General features: G+C 45.5%; 16 protein-coding genes. 14 read left to right on the forward strand and 2 right to left on the reverse strand.

Annotation, left to right across the window (positions count from 1 at the left end; all coding sequences use genetic code 11):
• Positions 1 to 32: 32 nt before the first annotated feature.
• The gene (locus EL241_RS04765; RefSeq protein WP_036106972.1) at positions 33 to 1,376 is read right to left on the reverse strand and encodes an MATE family efflux transporter; all 1,344 of its coding nucleotides are present in this window, start codon (positions 1,374 to 1,376) and stop codon (positions 33 to 35) included.
• Between the two features lie 178 nt (positions 1,377 to 1,554).
• Between EL241_RS04765 and EL241_RS04770 the strand changes: the two genes are divergently transcribed.
• The 13 genes from EL241_RS04770 to pyrE all read left to right on the forward strand — a co-directional run bounded on the left by EL241_RS04770 (position 1,555) and on the right by pyrE (position 16,083).
• Positions 1,555 to 2,838 (forward strand): NCS2 family permease, encoded by a 1,284-nt coding sequence (locus EL241_RS04770; protein ID WP_036107222.1) that lies wholly within the window; start codon positions 1,555 to 1,557, stop codon positions 2,836 to 2,838.
• Between the two features lie 98 nt (positions 2,839 to 2,936).
• A complete protein-coding gene (lspA, locus tag EL241_RS04775; RefSeq protein ID WP_036107219.1) occupies positions 2,937 to 3,401 on the forward strand; it encodes a signal peptidase II in 465 nt (154 codons plus the stop codon).
• Positions 3,401 to 4,309 carry an RluA family pseudouridine synthase gene (locus EL241_RS04780; RefSeq protein ID WP_036106970.1) on the forward strand — a complete coding sequence of 303 codons (909 nt, stop codon included), beginning with the start codon at positions 3,401 to 3,403 and terminating at the stop codon, positions 4,307 to 4,309. The genes lspA and EL241_RS04780 overlap by 1 nt, the downstream gene beginning before the upstream one ends.
• 214 nt (positions 4,310 to 4,523) lie before the next feature.
• A complete protein-coding gene (pyrR, locus tag EL241_RS04785) occupies positions 4,524 to 5,069 on the forward strand; it encodes a bifunctional pyr operon transcriptional regulator/uracil phosphoribosyltransferase PyrR (protein ID WP_003758560.1) in 546 nt (181 codons plus the stop codon).
• Positions 5,070 to 5,282: 213 nt separating this feature from the next.
• Positions 5,283 to 6,566 (forward strand): solute carrier family 23 protein, encoded by a 1,284-nt coding sequence (locus EL241_RS04790; protein ID WP_036106968.1) that lies wholly within the window; start codon positions 5,283 to 5,285, stop codon positions 6,564 to 6,566.
• Positions 6,567 to 6,591: 25 nt separating this feature from the next.
• Positions 6,592 to 7,503, forward strand: coding sequence for an aspartate carbamoyltransferase catalytic subunit (locus EL241_RS04795; RefSeq protein WP_036106967.1), 912 nt, complete (start codon positions 6,592 to 6,594; stop codon positions 7,501 to 7,503).
• A complete protein-coding gene (locus EL241_RS04800) occupies positions 7,491 to 8,768 on the forward strand; it encodes a dihydroorotase (RefSeq protein WP_036106965.1) in 1,278 nt (425 codons plus the stop codon). The genes EL241_RS04795 and EL241_RS04800 overlap by 13 nt, the downstream gene beginning before the upstream one ends.
• Positions 8,769 to 9,863 (forward strand): carbamoyl phosphate synthase small subunit, encoded by a 1,095-nt coding sequence (locus EL241_RS04805; protein ID WP_003758566.1) that lies wholly within the window; start codon positions 8,769 to 8,771, stop codon positions 9,861 to 9,863. It abuts the gene before it with no gap.
• Entirely contained in the window at positions 9,856 to 13,065 is a 3,210-nt protein-coding gene (carB, locus tag EL241_RS04810; protein ID WP_036106962.1) for a carbamoyl-phosphate synthase large subunit, read from the forward strand. The genes EL241_RS04805 and carB overlap by 8 nt, the downstream gene beginning before the upstream one ends.
• On the forward strand, positions 13,043 to 13,849 hold the full coding sequence (locus EL241_RS04815) for a dihydroorotate dehydrogenase electron transfer subunit (RefSeq protein WP_267879133.1): 807 nt from the start codon (positions 13,043 to 13,045) through the stop codon (positions 13,847 to 13,849). The genes carB and EL241_RS04815 overlap by 23 nt, the downstream gene beginning before the upstream one ends.
• A complete protein-coding gene (locus EL241_RS04820) occupies positions 13,846 to 14,748 on the forward strand; it encodes a dihydroorotate dehydrogenase (RefSeq protein WP_036106960.1) in 903 nt (300 codons plus the stop codon). Before EL241_RS04815 ends, EL241_RS04820 begins: the two co-directional genes overlap by 4 nt.
• 4 nt (positions 14,749 to 14,752) lie before the next feature.
• On the forward strand, positions 14,753 to 15,457 hold the full coding sequence (pyrF, locus tag EL241_RS04825; protein WP_036106959.1) for an orotidine-5'-phosphate decarboxylase: 705 nt from the start codon (positions 14,753 to 14,755) through the stop codon (positions 15,455 to 15,457).
• Positions 15,458 to 15,459: 2 nt separating this feature from the next.
• On the forward strand, positions 15,460 to 16,083 hold the full coding sequence (gene pyrE / locus EL241_RS04830) for an orotate phosphoribosyltransferase (protein WP_036106958.1): 624 nt from the start codon (positions 15,460 to 15,462) through the stop codon (positions 16,081 to 16,083).
• A gap of 39 nt (positions 16,084 to 16,122) precedes the next feature.
• Here pyrE and EL241_RS04835 read toward each other — a convergent pair whose 3' ends face one another.
• A complete protein-coding gene (locus EL241_RS04835) occupies positions 16,123 to 16,647 on the reverse strand; it encodes a DUF4865 family protein (protein ID WP_036107216.1) in 525 nt (174 codons plus the stop codon).
• A 110-nt stretch (positions 16,648 to 16,757) separates the two neighbouring features.
• Between EL241_RS04835 and EL241_RS04840 the strand changes: the two genes are divergently transcribed.
• A complete protein-coding gene (locus EL241_RS04840) occupies positions 16,758 to 17,501 on the forward strand; it encodes a LysR family transcriptional regulator (RefSeq protein ID WP_052009236.1) in 744 nt (247 codons plus the stop codon).
• The last annotated feature ends 171 nt before the right edge of the window (positions 17,502 to 17,672 follow it).

The following is a 17,672-nucleotide window of genomic DNA, read 5'->3' on the forward strand; positions in this document are numbered from 1 at the left end:
CCAAAAGGTTGATCCACGTGTTTTTTCACGAATTAATCAAATGAAAATCGTCTCTCCGTCCATCGCATCCGCAAATACAAGGCTGCTGCGGCTACTCCAAGCCCCGTGCTGAGACCAATCCAAAAACCGAATGCAGCAAGTGGTGTGAACGATAGGAAGTACCCGACCGGCAAGCCTATTGCCCAATAAGCGATAAAGGCTACGATCGTAGTGATCAAGACATCTTTATAACCACGTAGCGTTCCAAGTACCGGGGATAGCACGCTGTCAGCGAATTGGAACAAAATGGCATAGAGCAAGAAATGCGCGATCAATTGTTGCAGGCTGTTGTCTGTGGAATAGAACGTAGCGATCGTATCGCGGAACAAAAACAGTATAATACCATTTATTACACCGATCCCGACTCCAAAAAACAATCCGATTCGCCGATAGGCAAGGGCAGCTGCCCGTTTTTTCGCCCCGACTTCATAGCCGACTAAGATCGTCAGTGTCGAAGCGATACTAAGCGGAAATGCGTAAAGCAATGTACAGATACTGTTGGCGGATTGATGAGCTGCGATCGTGAAAGTACCGAATCGGCTCATTAATATGGTTACCGCAGAAAAAATGCTCGTTTCAAATAAAATCGTTAGTCCGTTAGGGATCCCGATCTGAATGATCTCTTTCATTTTACTTGCACTAATTGGTGAGAGCGCCTTCCAGATCTGAAAGGTTTGAATTCGATTCTGAGTCAGCGTCAAAATGACCGTTACTAGCAAAACGATCCAATACGTTATCCCTGTAGCAAAACCGCTCCCAGCTCCGCCAAGCTCTGGAAAACCCCATTTTCCGAAAATAAGCAAGTAATTGAGCAGGATATTGCAAGGTACGGTGGTGATCGTGATCAGCATCGTTACGCGCGTCAAGCCGAGCGCATCGATAAAGGAACGCAAAACGGCTGACAGGAAAAATGCCGGCAGTCCGATGCAGATGCCGATCAAGAACGAATGCGCGATTTTTCTTACGTCTGCTGTGACGCCTAGGTGTTCCAAAATCGAAGGAACACATGCAAACTGCACAAAAAATAACAAAAGTGCTACTATCAGGGCGATATAAAAACCATTATGCACAAAGGAGCGCACTTGGAATTCTTTTTTTGCGCCGATCAATTGGGAAATAATCGGGGTGATCGCCATCAATAGTCCAGAAAGGGCGGCGTTGACAGGCGCCCACAATGAGCTGGCGATCGCGACGCCGGCGAGAGCTCCGCTGGAATAATGACCAGACATCGTTGTATCGAAAAAAGTCATCGAGAATAATGTTAGTTGGGTGATGACGATTGGTGTGAAAATCGTCAAAAAGCGTCTGCTCTTAGCGATGTAGGATTCAAATAGCAATGGAAGCGTCCTCTCTCTTTAAATTGCGTACTACGGATTTAGTATAGCATATCTTTTTTCGCTTGTATTTACAAAAATAGCTTTGTAAATCAGGAAAGATTTGGTATAATGAAGGTCTGTGGCAGGGGCAATACTCTGCGGGTTGGGAGAGGGACAATTTCATATCGAGGAAACAAAAATGAAAAAGTTTGTAGAAAGGAAGTTTTCGCTTGATCAGCGCGGTTCTTCTGTGAAAACAGAGGTGCTGGCAGGTATCATCGGCTTCTTCACAGTCTTTTACATCATCGTCGTAAACAGTTCCATTTTGGCCGAAGCCGGTGTACCGGCTCAAGGCGCGGCACTAGCAACGATTTTTATTACGGTTTTCGGCTGTTTAGTCATGGGATTTTATGCAAATGTCCCACTGATTTTGATGCCGGGAATGGGTATCAATGCGTTGTTTGCGTATACGCTTGTCGGAAATATGGGGCTCAGCTGGCAGGAAGCACTTGCTAGTTGTGCGATCAGTGGTCTGCTATTTATGATCCTTTGTTTCACGCCGTTTGCAACAAAACTGAATCAAGCGATCCCGTTGATCCTTAAACAAGGGATCACTGTCGGATTAGGATTGTTTCTAGTTTTGCTAGGGCTTGAAAAAGGAGCGGTCATCATGCGAGGAGAGCATGCCGTGCTTCAGCTCGGTTCCATGCATGATCCGTATGTTATTTCGACACTGATCACGCTTTTACTGACGATGATCCTAGTGATCCGGAAAGTTCCAGGTGCTTTTTTATGGAGCTTGCTAGCTGGGAGCTTGATTGGTTATACATTTGGTATCCGCAGCACAAGTACTGTCAGTGGTATCAGTTTGAAACCGATCAGCACGGTTTTTGGGCATCTTGATTTCTCTCATATCGGAAACGTTTCTTTTTGGAGTGCTGTCTTTACGATGACAATGGTGATCGTATTTGAAACGGTAGGACTGACAAACGGCCAAACGAGACAGCTGAAACAAGAACAGGCTCTTCCGCGCGTTTTGCGGGCGAGCAGTATCACGGTCTTCTTTTCCGGTATTTTCGGAACGAGCCCAACAGTTTCGGCACTTGAGAGCGGTTCGATGTTTGCAAGTGGTGCTAAAACAGGACTTGCAACGATCGTCACGGCGATCTGCTTTTTAGGTTCATTGTTCTTCATGCCGTTTTTGGGATTCATCCCAAGCAGCGCGATCGCACCGATCTTGATCGTCATTGGGATCTCGATGGTCCAAGAACTCAAGGAAATGGATTTTTCCGACTCAGCCGGAACATTTGCTGCATTTTTGATCGTGGTGATTATTCCATTCAGCTATAGTATTGTCGACGGAATCGCGATCGGCTTCATTGCTTACCCGCTTTTACGTATTTTTACAAAAAAAGCGGAAGCGTTATCGCCGATCATGTACATCATTGCTGCTTTATTTTTATTGCAATTTATCATACAATAAAAAAAGCGGTATAAAAGGACCAGATCGTTTCTGTGCCGCGTGCACGGAGGATCTGGTTTTTTTTATAAAAAATGGGTAAGAAAAGAGGAGTAGCGTTGATCTATTATTATTTGATCGCACTCGTTGTGGTCGGCATTGATCAGTTTACAAAATGGCTCGTCGTGGAACATTTGACGATCGGTCAGCAAGTAGAGGTCATACCAGGATTTTTATATTGGTTTAGTTTCCGAAATAATGGGGCAGCTTGGAGCATATTAGAAGGACATATGAGCTTTTTCTATATCATTACAGTGATCGTGGTAGCAGTGATCATCTATATCATGCAGCGTTATGCTAAAGGAAAAACATTGTTTGGTATCAGCTTGGCACTGATCCTTGGCGGAGCACTTGGTAATTTTATCGACCGATTGTGGCGTCATGAGGTCGTTGATTTTGTGCAAACTGTATGGGGAAACTACTACTTCCCGATTTTTAATTTGGCAGATGCAGCACTAAGTATTGGTGTCGTATGTATGCTCATTTTTGTGTTCCTTGATGATCGCAAAACGAAAGGAAAAAAATAATGCAATCTCTTAAAGTGGAAGTAAAAGAAACAGAAAAAGGTATGCGGATCGATAAGTTTTTGGCTGAAAAAGCTTCGAAAAGTCGTTCTTCCGTGCAGCAACTCTTGAAAGATGGGCAAGTTACGGTGGACGGGGAAGTAGTGAAGCCGAATTACAAATGTCAGCTTGGCGATATCGTTGAAATGGAGGAACGTGCTCCTGAAGTAATCGAGATCGAAGCCGAAGATATCCCGCTCGATATTTATTATGAAGATGAAGATCTGCTAGTCGTGAACAAACCGGAAGGAATGGTGGTGCATCCGTCTGCCGGGCATTATACCGGCACGCTTGTCAATGCGCTGCTATACCACTGTAAGGATCTGTCCGGGATCAATGGGAAAATCAGACCTGGCATCGTTCACAGGATCGATAAAGATACATCCGGTTTACTGATGGTGGCTAAAAATGATGCGGCTCATGAATCACTCGCAAGCCAATTGAAGGCGAAAACATCACATCGCGAATATGTTGCCTTAGTCCACGGTGATATCACGCATCAAAAAGGAACGATCGAAGCACCGATCGGCCGTGCAAAAGATGATCGTCAAAAAATGGCCGTCGTTGGTGATGGTAAAGAAGCACGCACCCATTTTGAAGTGCTGGAACGTTTTGGGGATTTCACGCTGATTACTTGTCAATTAGACACAGGAAGAACACATCAGATCCGTGTCCATTTAAAATATATCGGACATCCGCTTGCCGGCGATCCGAAATACGGACCAAAAAACACATTGCCTGGTAACGGTCAATATCTGCATGCGAAAAAGTTAGGCTTCGTGCATCCACGGACGAAGGAAGAACTATCATTTGAATCACCGCTGCCTGCTGATTTTGAAGAAGTACTCGAAAAATTGAGAACAAAAGAATAGATCGTTTTTCGCCAATCTGGTTGACAGATGGATGCTTTTTTAGTAAAGTGAAGAAAGAAATTAAATAGTCCTTTAACATAGTCCAGAGAGGCTAAGAAGGTAACGGAGTTTGTTTGACAGTGGTAGTATAGGTATAGCCACTGGTCTACAATGTCGTTCTACCCCCTTGCCGCTTCTGGTGAGGGGTTTTTTATTTGGAGGGGAGTTATAAGTTATGCCAGAGCAAGTTATTGTGATGGATGAAGCTGCTGTAAAACGTGCTTTGACCCGGGTAAGCTACGAGATCATCGAGCGAAATAAGGGGACAAAGAATTTAGCGCTGATCGGTATCAAGACCCGCGGGATATTTATTGCGAAACGTCTTGCCGAACGAATGCAGGCAATCGAATCGACGGAAGTTCCTGTTGGAGAATTGGATATCTCCTTATATCGAGACGATCTGTCATTTAAAGACGAAGCAACAAAAGAGCCTTCTGTAAATGGATCGGCAATCGATTTCTCGATCGAAGGGAAGACAGTCGTCCTTGTCGATGACGTACTTTATACGGGCCGAACCGTGCGTGCCGCAATGGACGCGATCATGGATATCGGCAGACCGGCACAGATCCAGTTGGCCGTACTCGCGGACAGAGGCCACAGGGAATTACCGATTCGTGCAGACTTTGTCGGGAAAAATGTACCGACTTCCAAAGAAGAACGAATCGCTGTTCATTTAGAAGAAAGTGATGCTGCAAGTGACGCAGTCATTATTTCAAAATAAATAAGCCCCACACATTAATAGATTCAGCTTGATGGAAAACAAGTGTTTTCAACCAAGCTCGTAACACTTTTTTAAAAGCAGTCCAGAGAGGCTGACAAAGAGTGCAAGATAGGAGAAACGAGGCCTAAAGTGATACCCAGGCACCGTTCTAACCAAAACTCTTTGCTGCCCTCTAGCAAAGAGTTTTTTTATTCAAGAAAGGGAAGTGGAGAAATGGAAGAGAATCACATGCAAGCAGGAAAACCGATCTTAGATATCGGAGACAGACCAAAATGGAATAACTGGCTTATCTTGAGCCTACAACACTTATTTACCATGTTCGGTTCAACGATCTTTGTACCGAGTGTTACCGGAATGAGTCCGGGTGTCGCGTTAGTGTCGAGCGGATTAGGATCCCTTGCCTACCTCGTTATCACCCGTGGGAAAATACCGGCTTATCTCGGATCGAGCTTTGCTTTCATTGCACCGCTTACCATGTTTATCAAACAAGAGCACTCGCCGGGCTCCGTCATGGTCGGAACATTCTCGGTCGGCGTAGTTTATGCGATCGTCTCGTTGATCGTGTATTACGCCGGGGTGGACTGGATTCAAAAGGTATTGCCGCCGGTCGTAGTTGGTCCAGTGATCATGGTTATCGGACTTAGTTTAGCACCAAATGCTGCGAATATGGCAATGGGGGTAACTAGCGGAGGGTACAGCGGTAAGGCAATCGCAGTTGCACTTATCACACTAGGCGTAGCGATTTTGGCTATGCTGGTATTCAAAGGATTTTTCGGACTGATCCCGATCTTGTTCGGATTTGCAGCTGGATATGTAGCGAGCATGGCGCTTGGTTTGGTTGACTATACACTGATCAAACAAGCCTCGCTTTTCGCAGTACCGGATTTCACGATCCCCTTCAAAGACGCAGATCCAATCGTAACCTTGACCGTCATTCTCAGCATGGCGCCGCTCGCATTTGTGACCATGGCAGAACATATGGGACATCAGCTCGTATTAAATAAAATCACCAACCGTAACTTCTTTAAAGAACCTGGTCTGCATCGCTCCCTTTTAGGAGACGGAACAGCATCGATCGTCGCATCCTTACTCGGTGGACCACCAGTAACTACATATGGAGAAAATATCGGTGTGCTTGCGATCACACGTGTTTACAGCGTGTTCGTCATTGCGGGCGCAGCAGTTCTCGCGGTGTTATTCGGCTTCGTCGGTTATATCAATGCAGTCATAACTTCTGTACCGGCACCGGTTTTAGGCGGGATTTCCTTGCTACTGTTCGGTGTTATCGCTTCGAGCGGTCTCCGCATGCTGATCGACAGCCAAATCGACTTGAATATCAATCGCAACCTTGTCATCGTATCAGTCGTACTAGTGATTGGGATCGGCGGATTCTTCGTTCAGATCCATACTGTGAAAATCGCAGGAATGGCAATGGCAGCAATCGTAGGGATCCTTCTTAACTTGATCATCCCTGCGGATAAAAAAACACATCAATAAAATTCGGAAAAGGTGGCGTATGTAAATGAAACATTTGCTCACGATGGAAGAACTAGGGATTGAAGAAATCGAAGCATTATTAGACAGAGCGGCAGCATTCAAACATCAGGAGACAGCCTCACTATCAGAACCGAAATATGCCGTCAATATGTTTTTTGAAGCTAGTACCCGTACTCATCATAGTTTTGAAATGGCAGAGCAGAAATTGGGGATGCGGGAGATCTCGTTCGATCCAGGACATTCCAGTATCACAAAAGGTGAAACACTTTACGATACCTTGCTGACGATGCAGGCGATTGGAGTTGACGTGGCAGTGATCCGTCACTTTGAAGAAAAATACTATGAGCCGCTTCGTAAACTGGATATTTCAATCATCAACGGTGGCGACGGCTGCGGAGAACATCCTAGCCAATGTCTGCTTGATCTCTTCACCATTCGAGAACAATTCGGCACCTTTAAAGGATTAAAAGTAGCAATTATGGGGGATATCTCGCATAGTCGGGTCGCTCATTCTAATATGAAAGCCTTGCATCGTCTCGGCGCAGAAGTCTGCTTCGGCGGTCCGATCGAATGGCTCGATGAAACAGCAAAAGAATACGGTCCGCATTTATCGACAGAAGAATGTATCCAGACCGCAGACGTGATCATGCTGCTTCGGGTCCAGCACGAACGCCACGATAGTCCGACCGGTTTTTCCAAAGAGACGTATCATCGCAAATACGGGCTTACGACAGATCTTGCAAAGACAATGAAACCAAATGCGATCATCATGCACCCAAGTCCAGTCAACCGCGATGCCGAGATCGCAGGTGAATTAGTAGAAGCAAAACAATCACGGATCGTGGAACAAATGACAAATGGCGTATTCATACGCATGGCGATTCTAGCAATGGTTTTAAAAGAAAAAGAAACGAGGGTAAAAGCATGTACCTTTTAAAAAACGGAACAATCATCAGCGAATCTGGAGAAAAAGAACAAAAAGATATTTTGATCGAAGCAGGACGAATCACTAAAATTGCAAGTACGATCGAAGCTGCTGATGAAAAGGTGATCGATGTGAAGGGGAAATTGGTATCGCCTGGTTTCATCGATGTACATGTCCACTTGCGCGAACCTGGCGGAGAATACAAAGAAACGATCGCAAGCGGCACCAAGTCAGCTGCAAAAGGTGGCTACACAACGATCTGCGCCATGCCAAATACAAAACCAGTACCGGATACGAAAGAAATCATGGAAAGTATCCAAAAACGGATTGCAGAAACAGCAGTTGTTCGCGTCCTACCATATGCTTCCATCACAAAAGCACTTGGAACCGAAGAGCTTGTTGATTTTGAAGGATTAAAAGAAGCAGGTGCATTCGCTTTTACCGATGATGGCGTAGGCGTACAGCTTGCTGGAACAATGTATGAAGCGATGCAAGCAGCGGCAAAATTAAATATGGCGGTCGTTGCCCATTGTGAAGATAACTCGCTTATCTACGGAGGCGTCGTCCATCAAGGGAAAATCTCCGAAGAATTGGGGATCAAAGGTATTCCGAACATTGCGGAATCTGTTCAGATCGCCCGTGATGTTCTTTTAGCAGAAGCCGCAAACTGCCATTATCATGTCTGCCACATTTCCACGAAAGAATCTGTGCGTGTCGTTCGTGATGCGAAACGGGCCGGAATCAAAGTGACAGCCGAAGTTTCACCGCATCATCTCTTGCTGAACGAAGAAGATATTCCAGAAAATCATGGTTATTGGAAAATGAACCCACCGCTTCGAAGCAAGGCAGACCAAGAAGCACTACTGGAAGGACTGCTTGACGGCACGATCGACTTCATCGCAACAGATCATGCTCCGCACAGTGAAGCAGAAAAAGATGTACCTATGGAACAAGCAGCCTTCGGGATCGTCGGCCTCGAAACAGCTTTCCCATTATTATATACAAACTTTGTCAAAACAAATAAATGGACACTCAAGCAATTGCTCGACTGGATGACAACGAAACCGGCTAGAGTGTTCCAGCTGCCCTATGGAGAATTGAAAGAAGGCGCAGTGGCCGACATCACAGTCATTGATCTGGAAAAAGAAAATACGATCGACCCAAATACCTTTTACTCAAAAGGAAGAAATACACCATTTGCTGGCGTGACATGTGCAGGTTATCCAGTGATGACATTCGCAAACGGTGAGCTGGTTTATCAAGAGGGGGAAGCTTAAATGGCAAAACGGATTTTGATGCTGGAAGACGGCAATTATTTTATCGGAGAAGCAATTGGTAGTACAAAGGAATCGATCGGTGAAGTAGTCTTCAACACAGGAATGACTGGTTATCAAGAAACCCTTACCGATCCATCTTATTATGGGCAGATCATTACATTCACTTATCCATTAGTTGGCAACTACGGCATTAACCGCGATGATTTTGAATCGATCCAGCCCTCTGTAAAAGGCGTAGTTGTAAAAGAAGCAGCGGAGTTCCCGTCAAACTGGCGCAACCAAATGACACTCGATGCCTTTCTGAAAGAAAAAGATATTCCGGGAATCGCAGGGATCGACACACGAAAGCTGACGAAATTGATTCGAAAAGAAGGAACGCTGAAAGGGATCTTGACAGATGCAAATGCAGATAAAGAAGCACTACTGCACCATCTGCGTTCGGTACGGCTGCCGAGTGATCAAGTGAGCCAAGTATCTTCTTCCAAAGCTTTCGCCAGCCCCGGCAGCGGCAAAAGAGTCGTACTCGTTGATTACGGCGTAAAGGCTTCGATCTTGAAAGAACTAAACAAACGAGGCTGCCACGTGACGATCGTCCCTTACAATATGACAGCTGCAGAAGTATTAGCAATGCACCCGGATGGCGTTATGCTCTCCAACGGACCGGGAGATCCAAAAGATGTACCGGAAGCGCTCGAATTTATCCGCGGCATTCAAGGGAAGATTCCTTTATTCGGGATCTGTTTAGGCCACCAGCTATTCGCGCTTGCCAATGGGGCAGACACATTCAAACTAAAATTCGGTCACCGTGGCGCCAATCATCCCGTGAAAGAATTGAAAACGGGTCGGGTCGACTTTACTGCACAAAACCATGGTTACGCTGTTGATAAAGCGTCTCTCCAAGACACAGATTTAGAAATCACACATATCGAATTGAATGATGAAACGGTCGAAGGACTCGCGCACCGCGAATATCCTGCCTATACCGTCCAATACCACCCGGAAGCAAATCCGGGACCAAGTGATGTCAACTACTTGTTCGATGGCTTCATGGAAATGATGGATGTAAAAATAAAGGGGGAAATCGAACATGCCTAAAAGAACGGATATTCAAACGATACTTGTAATCGGCTCTGGCCCGATCATCATCGGACAAGCGGCAGAATTCGATTATGCAGGTACGCAAGCTTGCCTTAGTCTAAAAGAAGAGGGATACCGCGTGGTACTCGTCAATTCCAATCCGGCGACGATCATGACCGATACGGAAATGGCTGACAAAGTATACATCGAGCCGATTACACTGGATTTTGTTTCCCGGATCATCCGCAAGGAACGGCCAGATGCAATCTTGCCGACACTCGGCGGTCAAACCGGGCTCAACATGGCCATGGAACTGGCAGAAGCCGGCATTTTAGAAGAATGTGGCGTAGAAGTGTTGGGCACAGACCTAACGGCTATCAAAAAAGCAGAAGACCGTGAAGCGTTCCGCGACTTAATGAATGAACTTGGTGAACCGGTTCCAGATAGCGATATTATCCACAACTTAGAAGAAGCGAAACGGTTTGTCGAAAGAATCGGCTATCCAGTGATCGTCCGTCCAGCTTATACACTCGGTGGCTCCGGTGGCGGCATTTGTCATGATGACAAAGACTTACAGGAGATCGTTTCCAGTGGCTTGAAATTAAGTCCAGTCACGCAATGTCTGCTTGAAAAAAGCATCGCCGGTTTCAAAGAAGTAGAATATGAAGTCATGCGTGATGCTAATGATAATGCGATGGTCGTTTGCAACATGGAAAATATTGATCCAGTAGGTATCCATACGGGCGATTCTATCGTTGTAGCACCAAGCCAAACCCTCTCTGACCGGGAATATCAGCTCTTACGCGATGTTTCTCTGAAAATCATTCGCGCACTGGAAATCGAAGGCGGCTGTAACGTTCAGCTAGCACTTGATCCAGACAGTTACAATTACTATGTCATCGAAGTCAACCCACGCGTTAGCAGATCCTCAGCGCTCGCATCGAAAGCGACAGGATACCCGATCGCCAAATTGGCAGCTAAGATCGCGGTGGGATTAACACTCGATGAGATCAAGAATCCAGTAACTGGAACCACTTATGCGCACTTTGAGCCAACACTCGATTATGTAGTAGCCAAAATCCCTCGTTTCCCCTTTGATAAATTTGAACAAGCTGATCGTAGACTTGGTACACAAATGAAGGCGACCGGGGAAGTCATGGCGATCGGTAGAAGCTGGGAAGAAGCCCTTTTGAAAGCAGTTCGTTCTCTTGAGATCGGCGCTAGCCATCTTTATTTAGAAGAAGCTGAACAAGCGACAAGTGAACTGCTGGCAAGCAAAATCGCTTATCCAGAAGATGACCGCCTGTTCTTCTTGGCAGCAGCCATTCGCAAAGGTCAAACGATCGAAGAACTGCATGCGATCACGAAAATCGATTTATTCTTTTTATATAAATTAGAGCGACTGATCGCGCTGGAAAACTTGTTGAAAGAAGCCCCACAGGACAAAGCACTTTTACTAAAAGCGAAACAAAATGGTTTTGCCGACAGTGAGATCGCGCGCCTATGGCAGACTTCCGAAGACGAAGTTACGGCAGTTAGATTAGAAGCAGGAATCAGACCAGTCTACAAAATGGTAGATACCTGTGCCGCTGAATTTGAATCGACCACGCCGTACTTTTACAGCACCTACGAAGAAGAGAATGAATCCGTACCGACAGCAAAAGAGAGTGTGATCGTCCTTGGATCAGGTCCGATCCGGATCGGCCAAGGGGTAGAATTCGACTATGCGACCGTCCATTCCGTTTGGGCGATCCAGCAGGCAGGCTACGAAGCCATTATCATCAATAATAATCCCGAAACAGTATCTACCGATTTCAGTATCTCAGATAAGCTGTACTTTGAGCCATTGACGGTAGAAGACGTGATGCATGTCATCGATTTAGAACAGCCAATCGGTGTCGTGGTCCAATTCGGTGGTCAAACGGCTATCAACTTAGCAGACGGATTAGCTGCTAAAGGCGTGAAAATCCTCGGCACAAGTTTAGAAGCCATCGACCGTGCCGAAAACCGCGATGAGTTTGAAAAAGCGCTAGAAAAATTAGCTATTCCTCAACCAGAAGGAAAAACAGCCACTTCCGTCGAAGAAGCATTGACGATTGCTCGACAAATCGGCTATCCAGTTCTTGTAAGACCTTCCTATGTATTAGGCGGCCGGGCCATGGAGATCGTCGAGTCGGAAGAAGGCTTGAAATATTATATGAATAATGCAGTTAAAGTAAATCCAAAACATCCTGTACTCGTTGACCGTTATGTACAAGGCCAAGAAGTAGAAGTGGATGCCATCAGCGACGGAGAAAATGTCTTGATCCCTGGAATCATGGAACATATCGAACGTGCCGGTGTCCATTCCGGCGACTCGATCGCGGTTTATCCTGCACAGCGAATCAGTCAGAAAGTAAAAGATACGATCGTGGATTATACGACAAGACTCGCAATCGGTCTGGATATCATTGGCATGCTAAATATCCAATATGTCATTGCTGGCGAGGAAGTTTTCGTTATCGAAGTCAACCCGCGCTCGAGCCGGACCGCACCATTTTTAAGTAAGATCACCGACATCCCAATGGCAAATGTAGCAACCAAGATCATTTTAGGCAAAACACTACGGGAACTAGGTTATGAAAGCGGACTAGCTCCAGAAAAACAAGAGATTTTCGTCAAAGTCCCGGTCTTTTCTTTCGCAAAACTGCGTAGCGTCGATACCTCACTCGGCCCAGAAATGAAATCCACCGGCGAAGTGATGGGAAAAGACCTGACACTCGAAAAAGCGCTCTACAAAGGTTTTGTAGCTAGCGGAACAAAAATGCACGATTATGGCACAGTTTTACTGACAGTAGCCGACCGCGATAAAGAAGAAGCAATCGAACTTGCCAAACGTTTCAACCATATCGGCTTTACCATCATGGCAACGCAAGGAACAGCCAGTGTTCTGGAAGCAGCCGGTGTGCCAGTTTCCCAAGTGAAGAAAATCGGAGAGAACACAGAAACACTGATCGATTATATTCGCAGCGGTCAAGTAACGCTCGTGGTCAATACCTTAACAACAGGCAAACGGCCAGAACGGGATGGCTTCCAGATCCGCCGTGAATCTGTAGAGAACGGTACGCCGGTCTGTACATCGCTCGATACAGCAGCAGCGATCCTAAGTGTTCTGGAATCCAGATCGTTCGGCATGGAAGCAATGAATACGAAGACCAATCCAGCGACAGCAACAGTTTAAAAGGAAACGGGGTGAAATCATGCTGCAAACAACAATGACGGTAGTCAAACAAACCGAAATCGCTAGACATGTTTATGAATTGGTACTGCAAGGTGAAAATGTAGCAACCATGCAGCCAGGTCAGTTTTTGATGGTGCGTCCCGTGCGGACAGAACTGCTGCTGCGCCGACCAATCAGTATCTGCTCCTATGATAAAGCAGCGGGCACCTGCACATTACTGTATCGTGTAGAGGGAGCAGGCACGAAAGACTTCAGTAAATTACAAAGCAATGATTCGGTCGACTGCCTAGGCCCGCTCGGAACGGGCTTCGATGTTTCCGAAGCACAAACAGCCGGCATCAAATCGGCATTATTGATCGGCGGCGGAATCGGTGTCCCGCCGATGTATCAGCTCGGAAAAGAACTCGCTGCTCAAGGGATAGAAGTCACGTTTGTGAATGGATTTCAGTCCCACACAGATATCTTTTACGAGAAAGAAATGGCTGCTTACGGCAGCGTGTACATTGCCACGGTAGACGGTAGCTACGGGACACAAGGATTTGTCACAGATATCACGAGAAAGCTTCCAGAACCGGACCGGGTGTATAGTTGCGGACCGAGACCGATGCTACAAGCAGTCAAGTCAAGCTACGCTGGGAGTAAGACGTATCTTTCATTAGAAGAACGGATGGCATGCGGGATAGGAGCATGCTATGCGTGCGTCTGCCCTAAAAAAGATACCGACAGCTGGCTGAAAGTATGCGAAGACGGCCCCGTTTTTCGTGCAGATGAGGTGGAATTATGAACCGATTACAAGTAGAGATCCCAGGACTCTCTTTGAAAAACCCGATCATGCCCGCTTCCGGTTGTTTTGGTTTCGGGAAAGAATACAGCCGATATTATGATCTTGATGAGCTGGGAGCCATCATGGTCAAAGCGATCACGCCAGAAGTACGGAAGGGAAACGCAACCCCACGTGTTGCCGAAACGAGCGCAGGAATGCTGAACGCGATCGGTCTACAGAATCCAGGCTTAGAACATGTTATGGCGCATGAATTGCCATTTTTGGAACAATACGATACCCCGATCATTGCCAATGTCGCTGGGACGACCGTAGACGATTATGTCAAAGTTTGCGCCCGCGTTGGTGATTCAAAGGTGGTAAAAGCCATCGAACTGAATATCTCCTGTCCTAACGTAAAAGAAGGAGGAATCACTTTCGGCACGGATCCGCAGATTGCCCATGATCTGACAAAAGCTGTTAAAGCAGTAGCAAAAGTTCCCGTCTATGTGAAACTTTCGCCAAATGTGGCAGATATCGTTTCGATCGCACAAGCAATCGAAGCAGCAGGTGCGGATGGCCTCACAATGATCAATACACTACTTGGCATGCGGATCGATCTGAAAACCAGAAAACCGATTCTAGCCAATCAAACTGGCGGCCTATCAGGACCAGCCATCAAGCCGGTAGCGATCCGGATGATTCATCAAGTACGGGAAGTGAGCAATATTCCTATTATCGGGATGGGCGGTGTCCAAAACGTAGATGATGTGCTGGAATTCTTGATCGCAGGGGCGGATGCAGTTGCAGTCGGAACGATGAACTTTACCGAACCCTATATTTGCCCAAATTTGATTCGTGATCTGCCAGCCCGGATGGATGAGCTGGGGATCGAAAAACTAGCAGATTTGCAGAGGAGATGAAATAATGACAGACAAGCCGATTGTGGCGCTTGATTTTGCTACTAAAGCAGAGATCGATCATTTTTTGACGCAGATGCAGACGGATGACTCTTTATATGTGAAAATCGGCATGGAACTTTTTTATGCCGGCGGACAGCATTTATTGTATGAGCTAAAAACACAAGGACACCAAATTTTCTTGGATCTGAAATTGCACGATATCCCCAATACAGTCAAGAGCGCAATGAAAGTATTGGCAGGACTTGAAGTAGATATGGTCAATGTCCATGCCGCTGGGGGACGAGCAATGATGGAAGCAGCAAAAGAAGGATTGATCAGCGGCTCTGGAACCAAGGTCCCGAAAATAATCGCCGTCACACAACTCACTAGCACGAGTGAAGCCGCGATGCAGGAAGAGCAACTGATAAGCGCAAGTCTAAACGATTCCGTCGTTCACTATAGCCGATTAGCCCAAGAAGCCGGACTTGACGGTGTGGTATGCTCTGCGAAAGAAGCCGGACTGATCAAAGCAGCGACCGATCCGGAATTCCTATGTGTTACACCAGGAATTCGGCTGAAGTCCGATAGCGTTGATGATCAAAAACGAGTCGTTACACCAAAAGAAGCTAGAGAACTCGGCGCATCAAGTATCGTTGTCGGGCGCTCGATCACGAAAGCAAAGTCACCGCTAAAAGCGTATCAGCAAATTTTGGAAGAGTGGAGGAACTAAATATGCAAACCGAAACAGCTAAACAATTATTGAATATCAAAGCCGTTTTTTTACAGCCAAACGAGCCATTCACGTGGGCGTCTGGGATCCAATCACCGATCTATTGCGACAACCGTCTGACATTAGGGTATCCGAAAGTGAGACAGTTTATTGCTAAAGGATTAAGCACACTGATCCAAGAAAATTTTCCACAAGTAGAGCTGATCGCCGGAACAGCAACAGCCGGAATCCCGCATGCAGCCTGGGTAAGTGATCAATTAGAATTACCGATGGCCTATGTTCGTTCAAAGGCAAAAGAGCATGGCAAAGGCAACCAGATCGAAGGTGTCGCCACCCCCGGACAGAAAGTCGTAGTCATCGAAGACTTGATCTCCACAGGAGGAAGCTCGCTGAAAGCTGTGGAAGCATTGCGAGAAGCCGGACTTGAGGTGCTCGGCGTTGTCGCGATCTTCAATTACGGATTAGCCAAAGGGAAAGCATTATTTACCGAGGCCGGAGTGGAACTTAGAACATTGACCGATTACGAAACGTTGATCGATACAGCACTTCAAGAAGGATACATAGCGGAAGCAGAGATCGAGACGCTGAAGCAATGGAACAAGGACCCGGAAAATTGGGGGAAATGATAAAGAAGCTGTGCCTGACTATAAATCAGGCACAGCTCTTTAATTTTCTGTAGATAAATGAAGGATTTCATAGGTTTTTTCAAATTGCTGAGGTGGAACGGTTTTAAAAAAGGTATAACATACATATTTCCATTTGTCCGGATTATAAATAATGACCTGTCCCGTAGAATCTGGATGTGGTTGCGTTGGAAAAACAACTTGCTGTAACGAGCTAGTTGGCTGGATATCCACATATTCTTCGGTTAGATATTGGCTTTGATAAAAATCTTCTTTGAGGATCACATTTTGTGTTATCCCGATTTCGATATGCTGCCAGCCGAATGATCGTAGAATATTATCATAAAAACCGTCAAAAATAAATTTAGTCATTCCTTCTGTCTTTTTCCATACATAAAGCGGACTATAGCTGTTAAATTGGTTTTTCTTCTTCTCACTGATCAAATATGCTTTAAATAGGAGATCCGGAAGTCCATCTGTCTTAGTTCCGTTTGTCCGCATCCGTTCTCTTATTATCTCCATATCATAATCAGCAGGAAGCTGTACTTGATACTGCATGCCTATCATCGCTATCACAATCCTTTCTACCAACAAGTATAGTCGCTTTTCTATTACCTGAATAATACCGAAATGTGATACTATTATCGTAAAAAGTGATAACGACAGGAGACAGTAAAATGAATCTCAATGATTTCTTGATTTACCAAAAGCTCTATGAAGAAAAGTCGACGAATAAAGCTGCGAAAGTACTTGGTTATGCACAATCCAATGTTACCATGCGCTTGAAGCAGATCGAAAAAGAATATGGCGCGCAATTATTTGTTCGGACTTCCAAAGGCTTGACCCCTACGATAGCCGGGGAAAAATTTTATACACATACTAACAAGATCCTTATTGAGACTGAAAATATAAAAAAAGCATTAAAAAACAAGCAAAAAGCTTCTATCGTCACATCAGAAAATTTATTTGACTATTTGATCGTTTATCAAGAACGGTATGCGCTAGCAGAATATGATTTTACCATTGTTAAAACCACGGAGATAAATAGATTAGCCGATCAAGCGCAACACGACATCATTTTCTCATATACGGAATTGCCAACTACAAGTCCATATAAAGTAATAGCAAAAGGTGAAATGAATGCTTCACTAATGATTGCAATTGCTGCAGAACAACCTAACTCGCTACCATTATTTGTAAATAAAGATAAAACGTGTCCTTTTCGGAAAAAGTCGCTGGACGAGATCAACACTGGAAATCCTGTTCACGAAATCGATTCGATACGGAATATCATCAGTTTGGTCAAAGCATCGCAAGGAATAGCGCTTCTGCCTGATTATTTGTTAGAGCAGGAGTCTGGATTGGAAAAGGCGGGAACAGAAGCGTATACGATAGAATATCAGATCCATGAGCTATTATAGCAAGCAAAAATAAAAAAGCAGCTGCCAAGTCTGCTTTTCAAAACCATATCCTTCTTCCACAATATCAGCAACCATCCAAATACCTTCTATATAACAAAAAACCCCGCTCTACAGCAGGTTTCAGCTTGGCGAAAAACGCTCATCTTCGTCGTTAAAGTCTGCGTTTCGATG

This window comes from Listeria grayi, assembly GCF_900638015.1.
In the GTDB taxonomy this organism is placed as follows: domain Bacteria; phylum Bacillota; class Bacilli; order Lactobacillales; family Listeriaceae; genus Listeria; species Listeria grayi.

Excerpts from the sequence above, each read along its gene's own strand:
- EL241_RS04770 (WP_036107222.1), top strand. The coding sequence starts at position 1,555 with ATGAAAAAGTTTGTAGAAAGGAAGTTTTCGCTTGATCAGCGCGGTTCT.
- EL241_RS04780 (WP_036106970.1), top strand. The coding sequence starts at position 3,401 with ATGCAATCTCTTAAAGTGGAAGTAAAAGAAACAGAAAAAGGTATGCGG.
- pyrR (WP_003758560.1), top strand. The coding sequence starts at position 4,524 with ATGCCAGAGCAAGTTATTGTGATGGATGAAGCTGCTGTAAAACGTGCT.
- EL241_RS04790 (WP_036106968.1), top strand. The coding sequence starts at position 5,283 with ATGGAAGAGAATCACATGCAAGCAGGAAAACCGATCTTAGATATCGGA.
- EL241_RS04795 (WP_036106967.1), top strand. The coding sequence starts at position 6,592 with ATGAAACATTTGCTCACGATGGAAGAACTAGGGATTGAAGAAATCGAA.
- EL241_RS04800 (WP_036106965.1), top strand. The coding sequence starts at position 7,491 with ATGTACCTTTTAAAAAACGGAACAATCATCAGCGAATCTGGAGAAAAA.
- EL241_RS04805 (WP_003758566.1), top strand. The coding sequence starts at position 8,769 with ATGGCAAAACGGATTTTGATGCTGGAAGACGGCAATTATTTTATCGGA.
- carB (WP_036106962.1), top strand. The coding sequence starts at position 9,856 with ATGCCTAAAAGAACGGATATTCAAACGATACTTGTAATCGGCTCTGGC.
- EL241_RS04820 (WP_036106960.1), top strand. The coding sequence starts at position 13,846 with ATGAACCGATTACAAGTAGAGATCCCAGGACTCTCTTTGAAAAACCCG.
- pyrF (WP_036106959.1), top strand. The coding sequence starts at position 14,753 with ATGACAGACAAGCCGATTGTGGCGCTTGATTTTGCTACTAAAGCAGAG.
- pyrE (WP_036106958.1), top strand. The coding sequence starts at position 15,460 with ATGCAAACCGAAACAGCTAAACAATTATTGAATATCAAAGCCGTTTTT.
- EL241_RS04835 (WP_036107216.1), bottom strand. The coding sequence starts at position 16,647 with ATGATAGGCATGCAGTATCAAGTACAGCTTCCTGCTGATTATGATATG.
- EL241_RS04840 (WP_052009236.1), top strand. The coding sequence starts at position 16,758 with ATGAATCTCAATGATTTCTTGATTTACCAAAAGCTCTATGAAGAAAAG.